The sequence below is a fragment of the Stenotrophomonas sp. STEN035 genome, assembly GCF_056759935.1.
The window spans coordinates 25,577-43,622 of record NZ_JBRRDY010000007.1; the positions used below are offsets into that span (position 1 = coordinate 25,577).

An 18,046-nucleotide genomic window follows, 5' to 3' on the forward strand; every position below is an offset into this window, starting at 1 on the left:
CTTTCTTGATGAAGCTCCCGCCGACCTGCTAACAGCGGACCGGGACAATATGCGTCCGCTTGCCGAGCGCATGCGCCCGCGTGCGCTGGACGAGATGGTCGGCCAGAAGCGCTTGCTCGCACCCAACACGGCACTGCGCCGCGCGGTCGAATCCGGGCGCGTGCATTCGATGATCCTGTGGGGCCCGCCGGGCTGCGGCAAGACCACGCTGGCCTTGTTGCTGGCGCAATACGCCGATGCCGAGTTCAAGGCGATTTCGGCAGTGCTGTCTGGTCTGCCGGATGTCCGCCAGGTGCTGGCCGAAGCCGCACATCGTTTCGCCGACGGGCGCCGCACCGTGTTGTTCGTCGACGAAGTACACCGTTTCAACAAGGCGCAGCAGGATGCCTTCCTGCCGCACATCGAGCGCGGCACGATCATTTTTGTCGGCGCGACCACCGAAAATCCATCGTTCGAGTTGAACTCGGCACTGCTGTCGCGTTGCCGCGTGCACGTGCTGGAGTCGGTCTCGCCCGAAGACGTGGTGGAAGCGCTGCAGCGGGCCTTGGACGACAAGGAGCGCGGGCTGGGTGAGCAGGAAATCACGGTCTCGGCCGAGTCGTTGCTGGAAATCGCAAGGGCCGCCGATGGCGACGTGCGCCGCGCCCTGACCCTACTGGAAATCGCCGCAGAACTGGCTGCAGGCGAGGGCGGTGAAATCACCCCGGAAACCCTGCTGCAGGTGCTGGCCGACCGCACCCGCCGCTTTGACAAGAACGGCGAGCAGTTCTACGACCAGATATCGGCACTGCACAAGTCGGTGCGCAGCTCCAACCCGGACGGCGCCATCTACTGGCTGGCACGCATGCTCGATGGTGGCTGCGATCCGTCCTATCTGCTGCGCCGGCTGACCATCATGGCGGTGGAAGACGTCGGCCTGGCAGATCCACGTGCGCTGGAAATGGCGATCAATGTCTGGAACGCCTATGACCGCATCGGCGCACCGGAAGGCGATATCGCCCTGTCCAATCTGGTCGTGTATCTGGCCAGCACCGCCAAATCCAACGCCGCCTATATGTCGCTGCACGCGGCCCGTGCCGATATCGCCAAGTACGGCACCCAGCCGGTGCCGATGCACCTGCGCAACGCACCCACCCGTTTGATGAAGACGCTGGGCTACGGTCAGGGCTACCAGTACGACCACGATGTCGAAGGCGGCATTGCGCTGGACCAGACCGCGTTCCCGGATGAGATGGGCGAACAGGTCTATTACAAGCCGGTGGAGCGCGGGCTGGAGATCAAGTTGAAAGACAAACTTGACCGCCTGCGCACCGCCCGTGAACAGGCCCGCGCACAGCGCAAATGACCGTCACCCGCCAACCCGTGCCCGGAGCTTGAACCCATGTGGCTTTCCTTCCTGGCCATCGGCGTTGGCGCGGCACTCGGTGCTTGGCTGCGCTATGCGCTGAGCCTTTGGCTGAACCCGCTACACAACACCGTGCCGCTGGGGACGCTCACCGCCAATCTGCTCGGTGGCTACGTCATCGGTCTGGCGCTGGCTTTTTTTGCCACCCGACCTGAGTTGTCACCACAATGGCGACTGTTCGTGGTCACCGGACTGCTCGGCGGTTTGACCACGTTTTCGACGTTCTCCGCCGAAGTGGTGTACTTGCTGCAACGCCAACAGTTGGGCTGGGGACTGGTCATGATCGGCCTGCATCTGGGCGGCTCACTGTCGATGACCGCCCTGGGCTGGTGGACCTGGCGCGCGTTGCGCCACCTGACTTGAGCCCGCTTTCAATGCCGCAGTCGATACCGCATCATGCGCCCACCACAAATTGAGCGTTTTCTGGATATGCAGCAAAAGCGGGCACACGAATGAGCAGACCAGCGTCGGATGACGCGGCTCGCAGCGAAGCAATCCAGGATTCTGAATTGGGCAACGCCATCATCGGCGCGGATGTCGGCGGCACTTATGCACGTCTGGGCTGGACCCGACTGGACAGTTCCAGCGCGTTGAGCGTCCGGGGTTTCCGCAAGTACACCTGTGCCGAACACCCCAGCCTTGCCGCTATCCTGCGCGACTACGCGGATTGGTTGGTGCGCGAAACTGATGCACCGCCGATCGCACACGCGGTCGTCGCCATCGCCGGCGTCCTTGATGGTGACGGCGACACCCTGCTCAATACCAACCTGGCGTGGCCGGTATCGCTGGCGGCAACCCGCCGTGAATCGGGCATGCACACGCTGGAGTTGATCAATGACTTTGTCGCCGTCGCCCAAGCGATGGCACATGCCGAGGCCGATTCGCTGCACCTGATCTGCGGTGATCCCTCCCAGGTGGTGCCAGGTCCGGCGGTGGTGCTCGGACCCGGCACCGGCTTGGGCGTCGCCGTGTACCTGCCCGGCGGAAGTCCCTCGGTACTCGCCAGTGAAGCCGGGCACGCGGCACTGGCTGGCTCCACGGCACTGGAGCAGGACGTATTGCGTCTGCTGTCGCGGCACTACACGCACATCGACAACGAGCGGATCCTGTCCGGTCCGGGCTTGGTGACGCTCTACACCAGCTTGTGCGAGCTGCGTGGCAGTACGCCGCAATGGCGTAGTCCCGCTGATCTGGTCGCAGCAGCCGCTAGCGACGCAGACCCGTTGGCGGCAGAAAGCATCGAGGTGTTCTGCGCATGGCTGGGCAGCCTGGCGGGCGATCTGGCACTGACCTTTGGCGCCCGCGCGGTTTACCTGACCGGCGGCATCACGGGCCATTTGAGTGGCCCATTGCATGCCGGCGGCTTCCAGCAACGTTTCCTTGCCAAGGACCGCTTGTCGCAGGCGCTGCGGCACGTACCGGTCTGGCGTGTTGAGCACGGTGAGCTTGGTGTACTCGGCGCCCTGGCTTGGCACGTGGACAAACTCGCAGCACGCTGACACAACTTAGGAGAACCCAGGCATGAGTACCCGCAGACAATTCCTGCAGTCGTCCGCGCTTATTGGCGTATTGGGCAGCGCGGCGCCGGGGTTGCTGGCATCGCCAATGGCTGCAAGCGGCGCGCGCGTGGTATCAACTTGGGATTTCGGCGTCGGCGCCAACCAGGCCGCATGGAAGGTGTTGGCCGCTGGCGGCAGCGCACTGGATGCGGTGGAAGCCGGCGCCCGCTGGGCCGAAAGCGATCTCTGCAATCCAACTGTCGGCCACTGCGGCAATCCGGATCGCGATGGCGTGTTGAGCCTGGATGCCAGCATCATGGCTGGCGACGGGCGTTGCGGATCGGTGGCGGCATTGGTCGACATCCTGCACCCGATCTCCGTCGCCCGGGCGGTGATGGAAAAGACGCCGCACGTCATGTTGGTAGGCGAGGGCGCTCAACAGTTCGCCGTGCAACAAGGCTTCGAACGCCAGAACCTGCTCACTCCGGAAGCGGAAAAGGCTTGGCGCGAGTGGCTGAAGACCGAACACTACGCGCCGCAGATCAACGCCGAGCGGCGTGGCATTCCCGGTGACAAGGACAACCACGACACGCTGGGGATGATCGCCATCGACGCCAAGGGGCAGATGGCCGGTGCCTGCACCACCAGCGGCATGGCGTTCAAGATGCACGGGCGCGTTGGCGACAGCCCGATCATCGGCGCTGGCTTGTACGTGGACAACGAAGTGGGCGCCGCCACGGCCTCCGGCATGGGCGAGGAGATGATCCGTAATGCGGCTTCGTTCCTGGTGGTGGAGCTGATGCGACAAGGCCGCTCACCGGCCGACGCCTGCCGCGAAGCCATCCAGCGGGTGGTGCGCAAGCGCCCGGAAGCCAGCCGCACCTTGCAGGTCTGCTTCCTGGCAATGAACCGCAGCGGTGAAGTGGGCGCGTATGCGCTGCACAAGGGCTTCGTCTACGCGGTATGCGACAGCAGCAAGCAGGATGCCTTGCTTGAATCGGCATCGGTTTACACGAGCACGCAGGCGTGAGTTCGACGTATCTGCTGGAGATCGCCTGCAACTCGGCGATGTCGGCCGTGGCAGCACAACAAGGCGGCGCCAATCGCATTGAATTGTTCGAGAATCTGGAACAAGGCGGCACAACGCCATCGTCTGGCAGCATCGCGGTTGCACGCGAGCAGCTGCAGATCCCGTTGTTCGTATTGATACGCCCGCGTTCTGGTGACTTTCACTACGGAAGCGTGGAAGCAGAGATCATGCTGCGCGACATCGCGCATTGTCGGCAGCTGGGCTGCGATGGCGTGGTGATTGGCGCACTAACCGCTGACGCCGAGATCGACATGCCGCTATGCCGTGAACTGGTGAGCGCGGCCGGGCCAATGGATATCACCTTCCATCGCGCCTTCGATGCCGCCCGCGACCTGCCTGCTGCGCTGGAGCAGGTAGTTGAGCTCGGGATCAAACGCATCCTCAGCTCCGGTGGCCACGCCAGTGCTGCTGAAGGCAGTGCTGTGCTGGCCAATCTGGCGGAACAGGCCGGAACACGCTTGGACTTGATGGCCGGCGCAGGCCTGAATGCCCAGAACATCGCCAACGTCGTCCGACAGACTGGCTGCCTGCAGCTGCATGCTTCGGCCAAGGCGCGGCGACAGTCCGCCATGCGCTACCAGAACCCTGCCTTGCAGGGCTTGGACAACGATTGGATTCAAACAGAAAGCAGCGCGGTCAGCGCGTTGCGTGAGGCCTTGGATCAGCTGGGCTGAGGAAGTCTTTGTTCGATGGCTGCCGATTAAAGTGGTGAGTCACTTTAATGGGTGATCGACAGCCTGAAGGTCCCACACACAGACGCCGCAGCCCGTAACCATCGTCCCGGGTTTTTGTACCAGGTAATACGCAATGCCTGCTCGAGCACGAGCATCGCGTCGCGGGTTACCAGTCGATGCGTAGATCCAGGGAAGCGTTCCGTGCTTCGCCAAGCATGTCCAGGTTCCAATACCTGCGGTTGAACACGTTGTTGATGTTGCCGGTCAGCGTGGCGTCACGACCTGCCAGCGTGGTGCGGTACTGGAAGCCGAGGTCGGTAATCGTGCGCCCTGGAATGAGGATGCGGTTGGCATCTTCGTAATACTGCTCGCCGGAATAGCGCACCGTGCCGTGCAGGCTGAAGCCGGTCAGCAGGGCAGGGCGGTAGTCGAAGTTGGCGACGTAGCTACGCGGCGCCGAACCCGCCGGGCGGTTGCCGCGCAGCGCAGCGTTCTCCGGTGCAAGATCTTCCAGACTGGCGTCCAGCCACAGACCGCCCAGCCCGATATCCAGACTGTCGGTCACGCCGTAGCTGGCGATCGCCTCGAAGCCGCGGTACAGGGTGAGACCGTCCTGCACCAGGTAGCGCTGGCCATCACGCCATTGGTCGATCTTCGCGCCGCGTTCAACGCGGAATGCAGCGGTAGTGAATCCGAGCCTGCCGCTCTGGTACTTGGCACCGATCTCGTATTGCTTGCTGATGGTGGCGTCCAGCACCTGGCCGGCATTGGCGTAAGGTGGCTCGCTGTCGAAGCCAACGCGTCCGCCAGACTCCAGCGACTCCACGTAGCTGCCGTAGATCGATACCGCTTCCACCGGCTTGTAGATCAATGCCAGCGTTGGTGTAAGTGCAGAGGTGGCGTAACCCGAATCCACGGTCGGGTCGCCGTCCTTGTCGCGCTGTTCGTAATCGACATAGCGCGCACCGAGTATCGCCTGCCATTTCTCGCCGAAGTGCAGGGTGTCGCTGGCGAACACCGACTTCTGCCTCTCATCCGAGCTCACCGCAGCGAAGCTGAAATCCGGAACGTGGTACGAGATGAAATCCTGTCGCTGGTAAAGATTGCCCGAGAAGTCATTGCTCCAGTAGAACTCATTGCTCCAACGGTCCCAACTGCGCTGCATCGCAGTGCCGAACACCAGTTCATGGCGTATCGTTCCGGTGTCGACGCTGCCGGTGACCAGCACCTGGGCAACGCTGCTACGAAGATCGGCGCCAAAGTTGTAGACGCTGCCCTCGTAGTCACCCGCCTCATTGAGCAGGTTGCCGAACATCTTGTTGGAGTAGTGCTCGCGTCGGCTGCCGCCAATGGTGAAATCCACGTTCCAATCCTCGCTCACACGCCATTGCAGGCCGGTGGTGGTGTTGGTGGTCTTCGCTTGGTAGTAGGAATTGCGGACGCGAACGTTCTCGTAGTCGTAGCTGGGGCGGGGTAGGCGGTCGCCCTGGTAGCTGTCCCAGTAGAAGTACATCGGCTCGTGCTTGAGCTTGTTGTCCTCACGTAGCACTTCGGCGTGCCATACCAGCGCCTCTCCGATGGGCTGCTCCACGGCTATCGCAATGACTTCGCGGTCCAGTCCTGCGCCGTTGTAGGCGTCGCCGCCGTCCTTGGCCAGGTTGACGCGGACACCAAATGAATCCGGGCCGTTGGCGCGGGTGCTGGCGTCAACGCGGGCGGACCATGCGCTGTCGTTGCGCCAACCCAGCGTCGTGGAGAGCATCGGGGCACTGGTCGGCCGCTTGCTGCGGTAGCTGATGATGCCGCCGGGCGAGCCAAAGCCGTACATGAAGCCGCCGAGCCCCTTCAATGCCTGCACCGATTCGACGGCTTCGAGCGGATACTCGCCACCCCATTCCATCAACATCGGCACGCCATCCACATAGTGGTTGCTGACGCCGATGCCTCGGATCTGCGTGCCCCACCAAGCAGTCGTTGCCGAAGGCTCGGCTGCGTAAACCGAGGGGTCATTGATGAAGACATCGCCCAGTGTGGTGGCGCCGCGCTTCTCAATGTCTTCCTGCTCGACCACGGTTACCGAGAACGGCGTGTCCAGCAGTCGTTTGGTGCCCAGCGCGCCGGCGCTGGCATCCAGGTTGAGGTTCAAGCCCAGGCGCTCACCTTTCACCCGCACGGTGTCGAGTTCAGTTGCCTCCTTGGCGACCTGGGTGACGGGGTTGGGCACTGCGGTTTGGGCCTGCACATTCAAGCAGGCGGCGGAAAGGCAGATGTACAGGACGGAGTGACGCGGCAGACGCGCGGGCAAAAGACGAGGCAGCAAGGAGGTGGCCTTGGCAGGAGACACATTCAGGGGCAGGGCGGCGGCGGCCTGCCAGTAGAGGTTTGGCCGCGATGCTATTGCGAATGAGTCTTAATTTCAATATCTCATGTAATGGCGTGCGACAGGCATGGACATGGCGAAGGGCAACCGCTGGCCCAATGGCAGGCGTCGTTCGCAGGTGTGGTGACGCTGCGAATAGATAATGCGCGGCCCCAATCGGCCATAAAGTGACGAATCACTAAATTTAGGAATTCCTGCACCGTGTTAGAACCAAATGGTGCACTTCACCCCTTTGGATCACGGCAAGCCACAGACACGGAGCGAACGAAGGCGCGCAAACAGCGGCGTCGTTTGACAAAGAACAGTGCGAACACGTGTCGCGCGCTTTGTCGCCAATACCAGCGACTCCAAGTTCACACGAATAGCCAGGGGTCTGCCTGTAGCACGAGCGACAATCGATTTAATGATGCGTCACTTAATTCGCCTCACTCGCTATCGATGCTCGAGGGATGAACGACACGCCGAAACCAAGCTCATGGAGCTTCGCCAAATCTGAGTGTCTGCGCAGGCTCAAGCACACCAGATCTGGCGAGAAACGGACTCTTCGAAGCGCAGATCTGGCACCAAGACGCCTTGACGATCACTATGGGGTTCCAGAGGCTGCCGATGCAGCATCGGCAGACAGAGCACAGTACTGTTCGTGATCAACGAGGCTGCCACTTGACGTGAACGCAGTGGCATCCTAACCCGGCAATTTATTTTACATAATATACATTATGCGAAATGGCTGATGGGCCGGCTCCGATGGGTGTGGCTCTGGATCTCTTCTCACCTACCATCCCGGCCTCCTAAGGATTCGGGGGAAATTGAGGCATGAAGCATGACCCGCACGAACGTATCGAACTGACCGGCCCTTGGGCCGGTTTCGGTTTTCAGGCCGGACATATGTGGACGCCTGAGGGCCACACGCTCTATCCAGAAGATATGGTCTGGTGGTCGCTGACCTGCAATATCGCTCGGGAATGGCGCTTGATGATGGAAGCCGGAAGACCTGGTGTTTGTCGATCGGTGGTTTCCGGAAACCCTTGCAGCACAAGCGATTCCAAGGTGATTTTCCTGCAGGACGTTCTGCGGCGCCGAAAATTAGAGCAGTCGGCCGGGGTTGAGCACGCAAGGTTCGCCGACCGAGCAACGGTAGTCCGGGCTACCAGAGGGCCTACCCGACACCGGCGCGGGTGAAACGCCAACGTAGGGGCCCTGCCCCTACACCCCGGCTACAATCCGGGCAGGAAAAAATCAGGGGGATTCATGGATCGAGAAGAACCAAAACTGGGGAAAAAGGTCGAAGTGACCGATCTGGAATTCAGGCCACGGAGCTACAGAGGGCCGACCCGCCGACCAGAGAACGACTCAGCCATGTGGTTGAAAATAGCGCTCTGCGCTGCAGCCTTGATTCTAATTGCCATGGGGTTGATCGAATGGAACGCCCGGCGCCAGGCAGCGGCAATATCGGCGGAACTCACGCGACCGATGACAGCAAGGGAAGAAGCTCGCTTTAAGGCCGAGCTGAAACGCTGGGAAGCCGAAACGCAGGCAGAAACGGCAAGGGAATTGGCTGAGCTACAACGGCACATAACGGTAGAGCCGCAGCCACGCTATGCACCAAGAGCCCCACTAATCCAAGGACAACGTTGCATTCAAGGCCGACGGTTTGAGCGAATCGAAGGCGGTTGGCGAGATCTACCGCATGACCCTTGCTAATTTCGTGATTCATCACGAAATAAAGGCAAGCAATGCCAAGTGAACCACGTAGTAAGCATAGAACCCCAGCCGCGTCCGCCTGACGACCGGCAACCTACGAACCGGATCAGCCACCCAGAGGATCAGCGGCAGCGCCGCGAAGGCCCACGGATTGCTGTTGTACACGCACAACGGTGCGAAAGCAGCGACAGCCAGCCAGAACCGACCGACTGCAACCCAGATCGTGCCATTGCCACGGACAACATTCGGCGACTTGAAGAACCACCACCACGCGGCTACCAGAACGATGCCAGCCCACTGGTAGTCAACGAACAATGGCAAAGGCCCTACAAGCAACACCAAGACGCCCCAGCGTCGATTCTGGAGACTCCAACAGCATGCAGCGGCCAGCGCGAACGTCAGCAACACATTCAACGGCAACCAGTGACCGAAGGCCCAGGCGTGCACCGGTTGGGCAATGAGACCCCACATCGCGAGCCGTTTAGTTGATTTCGCATAATCAGCACCCGGCTGTGCCAGGTTGTACGCCATGACCAACGCGAAGATCGGGAATGCCAAACGCCCAAGTTCGGACACCACAGGCACGTAGCCGCCCGCCAGCACTTTTACCGCGTGATCGCCAGTCATAAGCACCAAGGCGATCCACTTCAATAGTTCGCGGCCCGAACTGCTCATAGCGCGCTCTTCGGTGCAGAAATAGAAACGCCAGGTACTGGCTGCGCGACCCGCTCCGGACTTGTTGCCACCGACTCCATCCGGTTGGCGCCGTCGCGCTCAAATTGCTGCCTGTAGGGGTTGTACGGCTCACCACGACGCGCAACGAACCGGCAGGTATGAATGTCCAGCTCGTAGTAGCTGCCCTGCTCCGTAATGCAAGTGCAGGTGTGGTCGATGTGCTTACCCGTGCTATCCGGACCGGGATTGCTGGACATGCAGAACAAACGGGGATCAGAAACCACATCTCTTCCATCGAAAACTTCTGCTGTCCACGGCATCGTGCCGAAACGGGGCAGATGTTGCTTTGTATAGTCCGCGCTATCGCGAAAGCGTTTTTCCTTTTTCTCACTCCCCTGCCCCATGCCTGCGGCTTGGCTCGACTCGGCTTGCGCCGAGTTCGAGCTCGCGCCGCCGTACTTCTTGGCCATATGTTCGGGTTTCAGCCACGCGTAGGCGAAATACGCCGCTAACACACCAGCTACCAACAAGACCGGCAACATCAGCACGCGGAACGGGATCTTCCTTTTGATCGTGTGTAGCGTGGCGCTCTTGTAGTTGCCGAAATACTCTTTAGGAAGCATTCGGGTTTTCTTTATCGCTGCATCTCGCTTCGGCAGTGACTTCACATCTTCGCAAAGCTCTTGCCAGGTGTAGACGTCGATTAACTGCGTGCCAAAACGACGCACCACATGATGGTGATTCTGTATGAGCGAGCGAGCAAACGGAAACAGCTGCACCGGCATCTGCGTCGTCCACACGAAATCGATACCACGATGCCGGTGCTCAGCCAATGCCAGGACGTGCGCAGGTGTCGATTGCCGCGTTGCGTCTTGAAGGTGACCGAACCACTTCCAAGCTTCATCGACAAAAATCAATGATCCATCGGGGATGCGATGCGCGTGAAGCTTGCCATCACCGTGGCAATCACAAGTCGGATCGCCATTCGGGTCGTGATCGTTCCACTTCCGCGGATCATCCAAGATTGTGGCCACGCCGTCGAGCAATCCGTCGATCCCCGCTGCAATGATTGGACGTGCTGCGGCCTCAGATTCCTTCATCAGACGCTCTACCATCAGCAGCGTCTTGCCATTGCCAGGTAGACCGGTGAACAGTTCTATAGGCATTACGGAGTAGCTCCAAAGCCGCGTTTAAAGAGGAACAATCGCCCTTGCATGATCGCGTGCTTGGCAACAATGGCCGATATGATCATGGTGATCGCGCGATCAAGGTTGAGCATGCCAGCCCATTGCACAGCGACGGCTCCCAACTCCCCACCAGGTGCACCAGACTGTGAGAATTGTTTCAGCTGATTTAGCGTCGGCTCAATGACCAGCTTGATCGTTCCGAAGTTGATACCAAGCCAAACAAAGGCAGAACTGATGAACAAACCGAGCCTGCTTTTGAACAACCAGCCTAGGCCGCGAATGACCTGAGGCCAGAAAGCTCGGAACGCCTGGCCGATTGCAGCCAGAATCGTCGGCACCAATGCAGCAAGCCATGCAGGCATTTATGCGCTCCCAGCTGAAGACATGATGCGAAGTGAAAGTAGAGCGGCCATGATCATGACAAGCCAGCCGCCTAGCGCCATCCAATTGCAGAACGGTCCGAGATTGAACGTGATCGATTGACCCATCAAATCAATGGATGGAGGAGAGGGACAACTGCGCGACCAGCCAAAACCGCTGTCATCCAATCCATCCGCACCGGGAATACCGCCTTCCTGACCTCCCTCAGAGCCGTCAGTAAAAGCGTCTCCTGGCTCTCCTTCGCCGTTCACCCCTAAAGCAGATTCCAACGCGCTATCGCCGACGCCGGAGGTGTCAGGCACAGGGGTCGTACCCTGCCCCTCACCGTCGCCGTTTAGGCCTTTTCGCGCTAACTCTTCTACAGCGCAAGCAGTACGCCATTGCATGATCAGCTGCGCATGCTCCATGGCCTTGCAGCTCTCGCCCGTGCACACAGGCATGCTTCCACACATGCCACCAGCAATGTTCGTGTTTCTACGAGTGTTGCAATCTATGCGCCACTGAATCCGCGCTTGACCGCACATGATTGGATCACCGGAGCAAGTGGGAGGGACATTGCAGTTATCGCCGCCGGAGAACTGCTTGCCATCCTTGTTGTTCTTGTCGTCGTTAGGGTCTTGATCGGAATCAGGTATGCCATCGTTGTTAGCGTCAATCTTGCAGGTTCCGTCTTTGCCCTTTGCCATGCCACTACCACATTTGCTCTTGTCGGTCTCGTCATCTTGCTTGCACATGCCGTCAAGACCACGAATAGTTCCCGCGGCACAATCCTCATCCTTCTTTACGCATACGCCAGAAGAGTTCAAGACGTGCGTGACAGGGCATTCGTCATTGCTCTTGCACTTGCCATCAGGCGTTGATGATTGCCCTGCCGGACACTCAGTGTTGATGGGCTGACAGACGCCCAGGTAACCATTCCAAACCCAGGTTGGCGGCGTCGAGCCCCCTCCGTTTTTCGCGTTGCACTCTTCCTTTCCTTTACTGGGATTACAGACAGCCCCCGTAAAATTGACCATGGTCGTCTCGCGACCCTGAGAATCAGCACCCATCCATGTGTATTTCGCTTCGCACCCGTTATTGCAACGGGTAGAACCACCTGGAGGCAGGAATAGCGTTGACTGAGCGGGGCGAGACGAACAGCCTCCGCCTGCCCCCCAAGTGAACGATGCTTGGATTCCAGCGCAGCCAGCCTCTCCACCATTAGTCTGTGCAACGCCTTGCCATTGGCCGGCACAAATGTTGTGGTTGAACCGCGTGGTTTTGGGCGACCATCCCGGCCCTTTGGCAGTTGCACAACGCTGAGCAGCATCTGCCGCCGCTGCGTATGCCTCACCCTCGGTGGCAAAGCTGCAAGATGACTGCGCACGCGCAGTACCAATTCCCACCCACGCCAATAAACTCGCGACAACTAGAACAGCGACACGACGCGCAAGCGCATTGGCGAAGATGCGAGCGAACCACCGCATCAGTCAAAATCCACGAAAATGATCATCAGCGCGACGACCCACGCGCCCAGCACAATCCAACCTTCCATCACACACCTCTATAAGTTGGGCGGGAGGGTATCGGCCCTGCCCGCCCAGGTGGTTACATCGCGCGACGCACCCACTTGTAGACCTTGATGCCGACCATCACCACCAGCACCGCAGCACCGATACTGGCAATGGGAGCAGCAGCGCCTTGGATCGCGGTGACGACCGGCCCCACATCAACGCCACCGCTACCACTGGCCAACGCGCTACCGGCCGCGACAGACGCTGCGCCCACACCGGCCAGTGCAGGAAATTTGCCCTTGAGAGCGGTAAGGAACTTCTTCTTCATGTGTAGTCCTCCTAGGACTGTTGGAGATGTTTGCGAACGAGCCGGAACACGTACGCTGTAGCCCACAGCAGCGCGATGCTGCCCCCGATGGTGTGGGCCCCCTCAACCGTCAGTTCCGGCAGTAGTGACGGCTGAGGGATCCAGATAACTTCCGCGCACGTCCCCGCTGCCGGGCTCAAATCGGCTTCTCGACAGGCGGGGATCAGCACGGCCATGGGTTATGCCGCCGCCCGCGGTTGCGGCTTGGTGCTGCCAGCCGGATCGATCAGCGTCATGCGGCGAGCAAGCTCGATGCCGAAGCGACCAGGCACCAGGTCCTTGACGACATCCCATTCCTTCACAGAACCAACCTGATAGCCCTTGTCGAGGCCATCAACCTCAACTTCCACTTGGATACGCATTTCTTCAGTTTCCAACGTCGCCTGCTGGCTATAGATCGCCTTCTGCATGCCCTTTGAGGTCGTGACGTGACGGGTCTGCACTTCGGACTTGATCGTGATCTTCGGAGCGTTCATGTGTTTTCTCTCTTGGTTGATTGATTGGCTTCGTTTGGCATTGCGGCAAAGTTCGGGCGGTACTGTGGGGTCAAGCTATGTCCCCCCTTACCCCCCACGGAGGCGATGGAGAAAGCAGCTTGTTGACCCGTTGCGCGATGCTTGCATCAGTCCGCCCGGTGATCCGGTGTTACTGGTTCGGCTGGATCAGGCCGTCTTGCTCTGGTCGGCGGGTGTAGTCGATTCCTGGTGGCTGCCATGCCCCAAAGTTCTTGCTGAAATCGACTGTCCCGCCCTTTGTTACGTACTTCGACACATAGCCGGTGATGTCTAGCTGGCTACGCGGTGCTTCGATGCGATTGCGTCCAAATTCCCGGTACCAGAACTCGTGCCATTCGTAGCGCGACATGAGCCGGTTGATATCGTCAGTTGCAGTTGCTGTGACAGCGTGGAAGTGCAAGCGACCGTCGCGGTGGAACTCTTGACCGCGTGCCCACTGGATGCCGCCATGCCAACGCGTGGACCACTTGGGGCCGTAGATTTCACGGTTAATGCAACTGACGAAGTAGCGGAACGCTTTATCAGCCGCTTCCTCGTGCATGCCGCCGTTGCGGCCTGTTTTGCTGACGCGGAACGTGAGTGTCCAGAACTGTTGCCACGGGATGCGCTGTAGTAGCTCGGCATATCCGGCTGCTTGGTGATCAACAGACCGCATGACGTGCAGCAGGTCAGTCGAGCATCCAACGCTTGGAGTTTCTGGAAGCTCCCCCCGCACTGATAGCAGGGGCTGTTCGGGAAGTGAGCGTTCATGGTCCATCGCCCTGCCCCGCTGAGCCGATCCATCTGATTCGTTCCTCAATCAGTCGGTCGAACTCGCGGCGCTCTTCTTCGGTCTTTGCTTTCTTCTTGACTTCGATCAGCTCAAACAGCTTCATTGCAAGCCGCCTTTCAACGCGGTACGCGCTGCGCGACATTCATCCAGGTGCTCTTGCGAAACACGTTTGATGCTGAGCCAGAGCTGCCGCTGTTTCGGCGTCAATTTGATCGGGAATAGGTCAGCGCCATTTGCCGAGGAAAGCACGCCGTCTGCGTGCTTTAGCGCGATGTGCGCGCCGCGTTCGGTGTCCGATGTGCGGCTCATTGGCGACACTCGCATTTGCGGGCCAGCTCAACGAGCCAGGCTGCCAGCGATGCCGGCGTATGCTCGCGCTCTGCCTTGCCGATGGATGGAAGGCGCAGCCCATTCTTCGTCGGGCGCACGCAATGCGTCGGGCGACCCTCGCGCCGCGGTATGGCTGGAAGCTGATCGGGCGCACAACCAACGATGTACAGCCAGGTGCGCTTTTCAGCGCGATGGCCGAAATGGAACTGCTCAATCTCAAGCGTCCAGCCACCAAAAGCGTCCGGAAACTCGCCAGGATGCGGCATGCGGCACTCATTAAACAGCGTGCTTTCTGCTGGATGCTCAAGCACACCACCGAAGGTGCGCACTTGCTGAACCGCCCAGCGGCCCAGGTCGAGTTCATCCGGGCGTACCTTGGCGAATTGCCGAAGGCGGCCCCAGCCACGGCAAGGCGGATGCGCAACAACAGGAGTACCACCCGGCCAGGTGCGAGCATCCCTATCGATGTCGTAGACATCAGCAGCAGGAAAGCTCTTGTAGACGCTGTCACGGCGTGCGAACAACGCGGCAACCAGGTCAGACATTGCGCACCTCCGCAGCCGCTTGGGCGACGAACTGCTCATCGCGGAAATGGCGAGTGCGCGCAGTGGTGCGCATCTTGAGGAAGGCATCGGCCGCGCGGATCAGCCCGCAGATAACCGCCATTGCGGCGGCTATTAAAACCAGTGAAATGATTGTTGGCATTGCCCCAACTCCCCTGCCCTAGTGCCCTAGAACCCGCTCACCCCGTCTAGGGCGGCGGGGGGCGGGCGTATCCCCTGCGGAATACAAGTCCGAAGTATCCTGATGGGGAAACGAAAGTCAACCCACGGGAATACAAATGGAAACCATCGCTGACCTGATCGAAGCGGCACGCAAGCGAACTGGAGCCACCTACACGGATATCAGCGAACGCTTGGATCGCTCCAAGCAGCTGATAACGAACTGGAAATCAGGAAAGAAGGTGCCAACAGATGGCGACGTGTTGGCACTAGCGAGGATGGCCGGAGAGAACGCGGACAAATGGCTCGCGATAGCCCAAGCAGCGCGAACAGAGGGCGAAGCTAAGACGCGTTGGGAGCAGATTGCGCAAAAGCTTGGCGCAGTTGCGATGGCCCTAGTGATCGGGGTCGGCCTCGCCTCCCCTGCCCAGGTACAAGCGTCAGAAACAGGTGTTTCGGCTGCACCGTTTATACATTATGCGCAATTGCGTATGGCCGGCTCCGCTGGGTCTGGCTCTGGATCACTTCCTGCTTGCCTCAACGTCCACCACGCAAGGACGAGATCGAAGCATGAAGCACGACCCGCACGAACGCATCGAACTGACCGGCCCTTGGGCCGGTTTCGGTTTCCAAGGCGGCCACATGTGGACCCCCGAGGGTCACACCCTCTATCCCGAGGATATGACCTGGTGGTCGCTAACCTGCAACATCGCGCGGGAATGGCGATCGATGATGGCCGCGGCCAGAGATCCTAATCCTCGATCGGGACACCCTGAAAACCCCTGCAGCACAAGGGTTTCGGGAATCGGCATGCCAGGTGGCCACGTGATCCGGTTGCAGGACGTGCTCCGACGCCGGCAAGAACAGCGGTCATCGGGAGTGGCTGGCGCGAGGTTCGCCGACCGGGCAACGGTGGTCCGGGCTACCCGTGGGCCTTCACGCCATCGGCGCGGGTGAAGCGTCTCCGTAGGGGCTGCCCGCCCCTACACCCCAGCTACTTGCAGGCGTTGTACACGGCGTCGTCCATCGCCCTGGACAACGCAAAAGATCGACGGTGACCAGCAGCGTTATAGACAGCTGCCCGGTGTTGCTTGGCACCCTCGCAAGTCGCGGAACCTGTGGTTGAAATCGAACGGGCTGAACCCCTCGACCCCGAGTAACCACCGCCACCAACAGTAGACGCCACGTAAGGGCGTTGTGCGGCCCGGCGCTGCCTCACCTCCTGATCCATCTGTGCCAGCCTGGCGCGTAGATAGGGGTTATCAGGATCCGGAACCGCATCCCAAGCCCTGACAGCTTGCCCAGGGCAAGGCTGTGATTGATACGACACCGGCTTACCGGGCACGACGCACTTAAAAACCTGCTGAGCTGATGCGCCCGCCGTCGTCCCCATCAACAACACAAAAAGAATCCCCCTGTACATACCCGGGCTCCTTGCTGGACATGAGCCGCGATCACACAGGGGAAAAATACCGCCTATTTTCGTGACGTGTCACATAAAGCCGGGGCGGGTTTGGATAGTGCTGTAGCTTTCGACCTTGTACGGCTCATTTTCCGGGAACGTCCCTAGCGCCCGATTGACCCGGCCGATGGCCGCACCAGGTGTGCCGGAGGCCGCCGTAGCAGCCGTTTTCGGCTGCTCAACCTTCTCCTGGTTATTGCGATCGCGCCGCGGCAAGAACGGTTCGTACTGGCCATGACGTGCGATAGCTGCGCAGGTATCAAAATCCATCTCATAACGCGTGCCCTGCTCCGTCTTGCAACCACAGCTCAGCTCGCGTGCGTTGCCCTGGGCATCATTGCCAGGGCCAGCGACCATGCAAAACACACGCGGCGGCTCTCCTGGCACGTTGAGGGCGTCATAGGCCGGTGCTGACCACGGTTGCGCCGGTACACGCGGCGAAAACGATGCGACGTAGTCCTGGGCGGTGCCCCTGTCCCGTCGGCCTTCACTACGGCCCATCGTCGCCCCCGTCGCTCGCGCTCCGTCGGCTCCTTGGGCCTTCGCTGCGGCCTCCCCTGTCGGGGTTCCGGCCATTCTGCTGTCGATTCGGTCCTTCGCGAAGTAGATGGCGCCCAGTGTCCAGGCAACCAGGGCAATGGCCACCCAGTAGTACCAGGGAACGCGCTTCTCGCTGGTGTCGTACTTGGTCGACGTGTACAGCTTGAACACCCGCGTAGGGTATTTACGCCTGGTGTTGGTGAGCGGAACTGCCTTATCCGGGTTGGGCTCGAATCGATCCCAGCGCTTCACGTGGACCAACGGCAAGCCGAAGCGACGGCGAATGTGATAGTGCTCTTCGATCAGGTCGTGCAGGAAATCGTCAATCTGCTTCTTTGGCGACTGGCACACCATGATGAAATCAATGCCGAAATGCCGGTGCTTGGCAACGCGCTCGACGTGGCGCGGCAGGAACCGGCCTGCAGGCCGGCGTGGAAACATCCCGCTCTCGTAAGCCTCATCCACCAGGATGATGGCATTCTCAAACGCCGGATTGATGCGCTCATTGGACAGCATCAGCATTTCCGGCGTTTCCAAGAATGCCTGGAACACCTCTTCGCGCTCTCTAACGCCACCCGCGCCCAGGTAGGCTGCCGAGCCCTTGAACTCGGCAATGCGCGCCAGGTAGTCGGGATGGTCTGCCCAGCCCTTGAGTTCTTCCGGCGACAGCGGCAACGCATTAGCTGCGCCGTGGTTGAAATCACGCACGTTGCACACGTACAGCTCGCGCAGCGGGTGCTTTGATGGATCCTCTGCATGGAGCTTGTCGGCCTTGGCCTTCATGGCCAGGGCGCGCTCGATGGCCAGGACGGTTTTGCCATGACCAGGTTGCCCGGTGAACTGGAAATACATG

General features: G+C 60.2%; 19 protein-coding genes and 1 pseudogene. 7 read left to right on the forward strand and 13 right to left on the reverse strand.

Going from position 1 to position 18,046, the window contains the following annotated elements:
- The first annotated feature begins 49 nt into the window (after positions 1–49).
- The 5 genes from ACVOLL_RS05200 (at position 50) to ACVOLL_RS05220 (ending at position 4,668) form a co-directional block, all read left to right on the forward strand.
- On the forward strand, positions 50–1,345 hold the full coding sequence (locus ACVOLL_RS05200) for a replication-associated recombination protein A (RefSeq protein WP_481511921.1): 1,296 nt from the start codon (positions 50–52) through the stop codon (positions 1,343–1,345).
- Positions 1,346–1,381: 36 nt separating this feature from the next.
- Positions 1,382–1,768, forward strand: coding sequence for a fluoride efflux transporter CrcB (gene crcB, locus ACVOLL_RS05205; RefSeq protein ID WP_481511922.1), 387 nt, complete (start codon positions 1,382–1,384; stop codon positions 1,766–1,768).
- A gap of 146 nt (positions 1,769–1,914) precedes the next feature.
- Complete coding sequence (locus tag ACVOLL_RS05210) at positions 1,915–2,904, forward strand: glucokinase (protein ID WP_481511923.1); 990 nt, start codon at positions 1,915–1,917, stop codon at positions 2,902–2,904.
- Positions 2,905–2,926: 22 nt separating this feature from the next.
- A complete protein-coding gene (locus ACVOLL_RS05215) occupies positions 2,927–3,934 on the forward strand; it encodes a glycosylasparaginase (protein WP_481511924.1) in 1,008 nt (335 codons plus the stop codon).
- Positions 3,935–3,972: 38 nt separating this feature from the next.
- Entirely contained in the window at positions 3,973–4,668 is a 696-nt protein-coding gene (locus tag ACVOLL_RS05220; protein ID WP_481512025.1) for a copper homeostasis protein CutC, read from the forward strand.
- A gap of 166 nt (positions 4,669–4,834) precedes the next feature.
- Here ACVOLL_RS05220 and ACVOLL_RS05225 read toward each other — a convergent pair whose 3' ends face one another.
- The 12 genes from ACVOLL_RS05225 to ACVOLL_RS05280 form a co-directional block, all read right to left on the reverse strand.
- Positions 4,835–6,892, reverse strand: a complete 2,058-nt coding sequence (locus ACVOLL_RS05225) for a TonB-dependent siderophore receptor (protein ID WP_481511925.1) — start codon at positions 6,890–6,892, stop codon at positions 4,835–4,837.
- 1,869 nt (positions 6,893–8,761) lie between these two features.
- Entirely contained in the window at positions 8,762–9,424 is a 663-nt protein-coding gene (locus tag ACVOLL_RS05230) for a TraX family protein (protein WP_481511926.1), read from the reverse strand.
- Positions 9,421–10,590: a zonular occludens toxin domain-containing protein gene (locus ACVOLL_RS05235; RefSeq protein ID WP_481511927.1), complete on the reverse strand. Its 1,170-nt coding sequence runs from the start codon at positions 10,588–10,590 to the stop codon at positions 9,421–9,423. Before ACVOLL_RS05235 ends, ACVOLL_RS05230 begins: the two co-directional genes overlap by 4 nt.
- The gene (locus ACVOLL_RS05240; RefSeq protein WP_481511928.1) at positions 10,590–10,973 is read right to left on the reverse strand and encodes a DUF2523 family protein; all 384 of its coding nucleotides are present in this window, start codon (positions 10,971–10,973) and stop codon (positions 10,590–10,592) included. Before ACVOLL_RS05240 ends, ACVOLL_RS05235 begins: the two co-directional genes overlap by 1 nt.
- Complete coding sequence (locus ACVOLL_RS05245) at positions 10,974–12,041, reverse strand: virulence factor TspB C-terminal domain-related protein (RefSeq protein WP_481511929.1); 1,068 nt, start codon at positions 12,039–12,041, stop codon at positions 10,974–10,976. It abuts the gene before it with no gap.
- A gap of 538 nt (positions 12,042–12,579) precedes the next feature.
- Complete coding sequence (locus tag ACVOLL_RS05250) at positions 12,580–12,813, reverse strand: major capsid protein (RefSeq protein WP_481511930.1); 234 nt, start codon at positions 12,811–12,813, stop codon at positions 12,580–12,582.
- Positions 12,814–13,031: 218 nt separating this feature from the next.
- Positions 13,032–13,328 carry a hypothetical protein gene (locus ACVOLL_RS05255; RefSeq protein WP_481511931.1) on the reverse strand — a complete coding sequence of 99 codons (297 nt, stop codon included), beginning with the start codon at positions 13,326–13,328 and terminating at the stop codon, positions 13,032–13,034.
- A 169-nt stretch (positions 13,329–13,497) separates the two neighbouring features.
- Complete coding sequence (locus tag ACVOLL_RS05260; RefSeq protein WP_481511932.1) at positions 13,498–14,124, reverse strand: rolling circle replication-associated protein; 627 nt, start codon at positions 14,122–14,124, stop codon at positions 13,498–13,500.
- The gene (locus tag ACVOLL_RS05265) at positions 14,114–14,242 is read right to left on the reverse strand and encodes a hypothetical protein (RefSeq protein ID WP_481511933.1); all 129 of its coding nucleotides are present in this window, start codon (positions 14,240–14,242) and stop codon (positions 14,114–14,116) included. Before ACVOLL_RS05265 ends, ACVOLL_RS05260 begins: the two co-directional genes overlap by 11 nt.
- Positions 14,239–14,448, reverse strand: coding sequence for a hypothetical protein (locus ACVOLL_RS05270; protein ID WP_481511934.1), 210 nt, complete (start codon positions 14,446–14,448; stop codon positions 14,239–14,241). The genes ACVOLL_RS05265 and ACVOLL_RS05270 overlap by 4 nt, the downstream gene beginning before the upstream one ends.
- Complete coding sequence (locus ACVOLL_RS05275; protein WP_481511935.1) at positions 14,445–15,014, reverse strand: hypothetical protein; 570 nt, start codon at positions 15,012–15,014, stop codon at positions 14,445–14,447. The genes ACVOLL_RS05270 and ACVOLL_RS05275 overlap by 4 nt, the downstream gene beginning before the upstream one ends.
- On the reverse strand, positions 15,007–15,174 hold the full coding sequence (locus ACVOLL_RS05280) for a hypothetical protein (RefSeq protein ID WP_481511936.1): 168 nt from the start codon (positions 15,172–15,174) through the stop codon (positions 15,007–15,009). Before ACVOLL_RS05280 ends, ACVOLL_RS05275 begins: the two co-directional genes overlap by 8 nt.
- 136 nt (positions 15,175–15,310) lie before the next feature.
- On the opposite strand from ACVOLL_RS05280, the pseudogene ACVOLL_RS05285 reads away from it, so the two are divergent.
- Both ACVOLL_RS05285 and ACVOLL_RS05290 read left to right on the forward strand, forming a co-directional pair.
- Positions 15,311–15,637: pseudogene (locus ACVOLL_RS05285) on the forward strand (DUF3693 domain-containing protein); the annotation flags it as partial.
- Between the two features lie 124 nt (positions 15,638–15,761).
- Positions 15,762–16,148, forward strand: a complete 387-nt coding sequence (locus ACVOLL_RS05290; protein ID WP_481511937.1) for a DUF3653 domain-containing protein — start codon at positions 15,762–15,764, stop codon at positions 16,146–16,148.
- Between the two features lie 535 nt (positions 16,149–16,683).
- Here the strand turns inward: ACVOLL_RS05290 and ACVOLL_RS05295 are convergent.
- Positions 16,684–18,045 (reverse strand): zonular occludens toxin domain-containing protein, encoded by a 1,362-nt coding sequence (locus tag ACVOLL_RS05295; protein WP_481511938.1) that lies wholly within the window; start codon positions 18,043–18,045, stop codon positions 16,684–16,686.
- Position 18,046 lies beyond the last annotated feature (1 nt).

Excerpts from the sequence above, each read along its gene's own strand:
- ACVOLL_RS05265 (WP_481511933.1), bottom strand. The coding sequence starts at position 14,242 with ATGAAGCTGTTTGAGCTGATCGAAGTCAAGAAGAAAGCAAAGACCGAA.
- ACVOLL_RS05255 (WP_481511931.1), bottom strand. The coding sequence starts at position 13,328 with ATGAACGCTCCGAAGATCACGATCAAGTCCGAAGTGCAGACCCGTCAC.
- ACVOLL_RS05250 (WP_481511930.1), bottom strand. The coding sequence starts at position 12,813 with ATGAAGAAGAAGTTCCTTACCGCTCTCAAGGGCAAATTTCCTGCACTG.
- ACVOLL_RS05245 (WP_481511929.1), bottom strand. The coding sequence starts at position 12,041 with ATGGGTGCTGATTCTCAGGGTCGCGAGACGACCATGGTCAATTTTACG.
- ACVOLL_RS05220 (WP_481512025.1), top strand. The coding sequence starts at position 3,973 with ATGTCGGCCGTGGCAGCACAACAAGGCGGCGCCAATCGCATTGAATTG.
- ACVOLL_RS05290 (WP_481511937.1), top strand. The coding sequence starts at position 15,762 with ATGAAGCACGACCCGCACGAACGCATCGAACTGACCGGCCCTTGGGCC.
- ACVOLL_RS05215 (WP_481511924.1), top strand. The coding sequence starts at position 2,927 with ATGAGTACCCGCAGACAATTCCTGCAGTCGTCCGCGCTTATTGGCGTA.
- ACVOLL_RS05260 (WP_481511932.1), bottom strand. The coding sequence starts at position 14,124 with ATGGACCATGAACGCTCACTTCCCGAACAGCCCCTGCTATCAGTGCGG.
- ACVOLL_RS05235 (WP_481511927.1), bottom strand. The coding sequence starts at position 10,590 with ATGCCTATAGAACTGTTCACCGGTCTACCTGGCAATGGCAAGACGCTG.
- ACVOLL_RS05295 (WP_481511938.1), bottom strand. The coding sequence starts at position 18,045 with ATGTATTTCCAGTTCACCGGGCAACCTGGTCATGGCAAAACCGTCCTG.
- ACVOLL_RS05240 (WP_481511928.1), bottom strand. The coding sequence starts at position 10,973 with ATGCCTGCATGGCTTGCTGCATTGGTGCCGACGATTCTGGCTGCAATC.
- ACVOLL_RS05270 (WP_481511934.1), bottom strand. The coding sequence starts at position 14,448 with ATGAGCCGCACATCGGACACCGAACGCGGCGCGCACATCGCGCTAAAG.
- crcB (WP_481511922.1), top strand. The coding sequence starts at position 1,382 with ATGTGGCTTTCCTTCCTGGCCATCGGCGTTGGCGCGGCACTCGGTGCT.
- ACVOLL_RS05200 (WP_481511921.1), top strand. The coding sequence starts at position 50 with ATGCGTCCGCTTGCCGAGCGCATGCGCCCGCGTGCGCTGGACGAGATG.
- ACVOLL_RS05275 (WP_481511935.1), bottom strand. The coding sequence starts at position 15,014 with ATGTCTGACCTGGTTGCCGCGTTGTTCGCACGCCGTGACAGCGTCTAC.
- ACVOLL_RS05230 (WP_481511926.1), bottom strand. The coding sequence starts at position 9,424 with ATGAGCAGTTCGGGCCGCGAACTATTGAAGTGGATCGCCTTGGTGCTT.
- ACVOLL_RS05280 (WP_481511936.1), bottom strand. The coding sequence starts at position 15,174 with ATGCCAACAATCATTTCACTGGTTTTAATAGCCGCCGCAATGGCGGTT.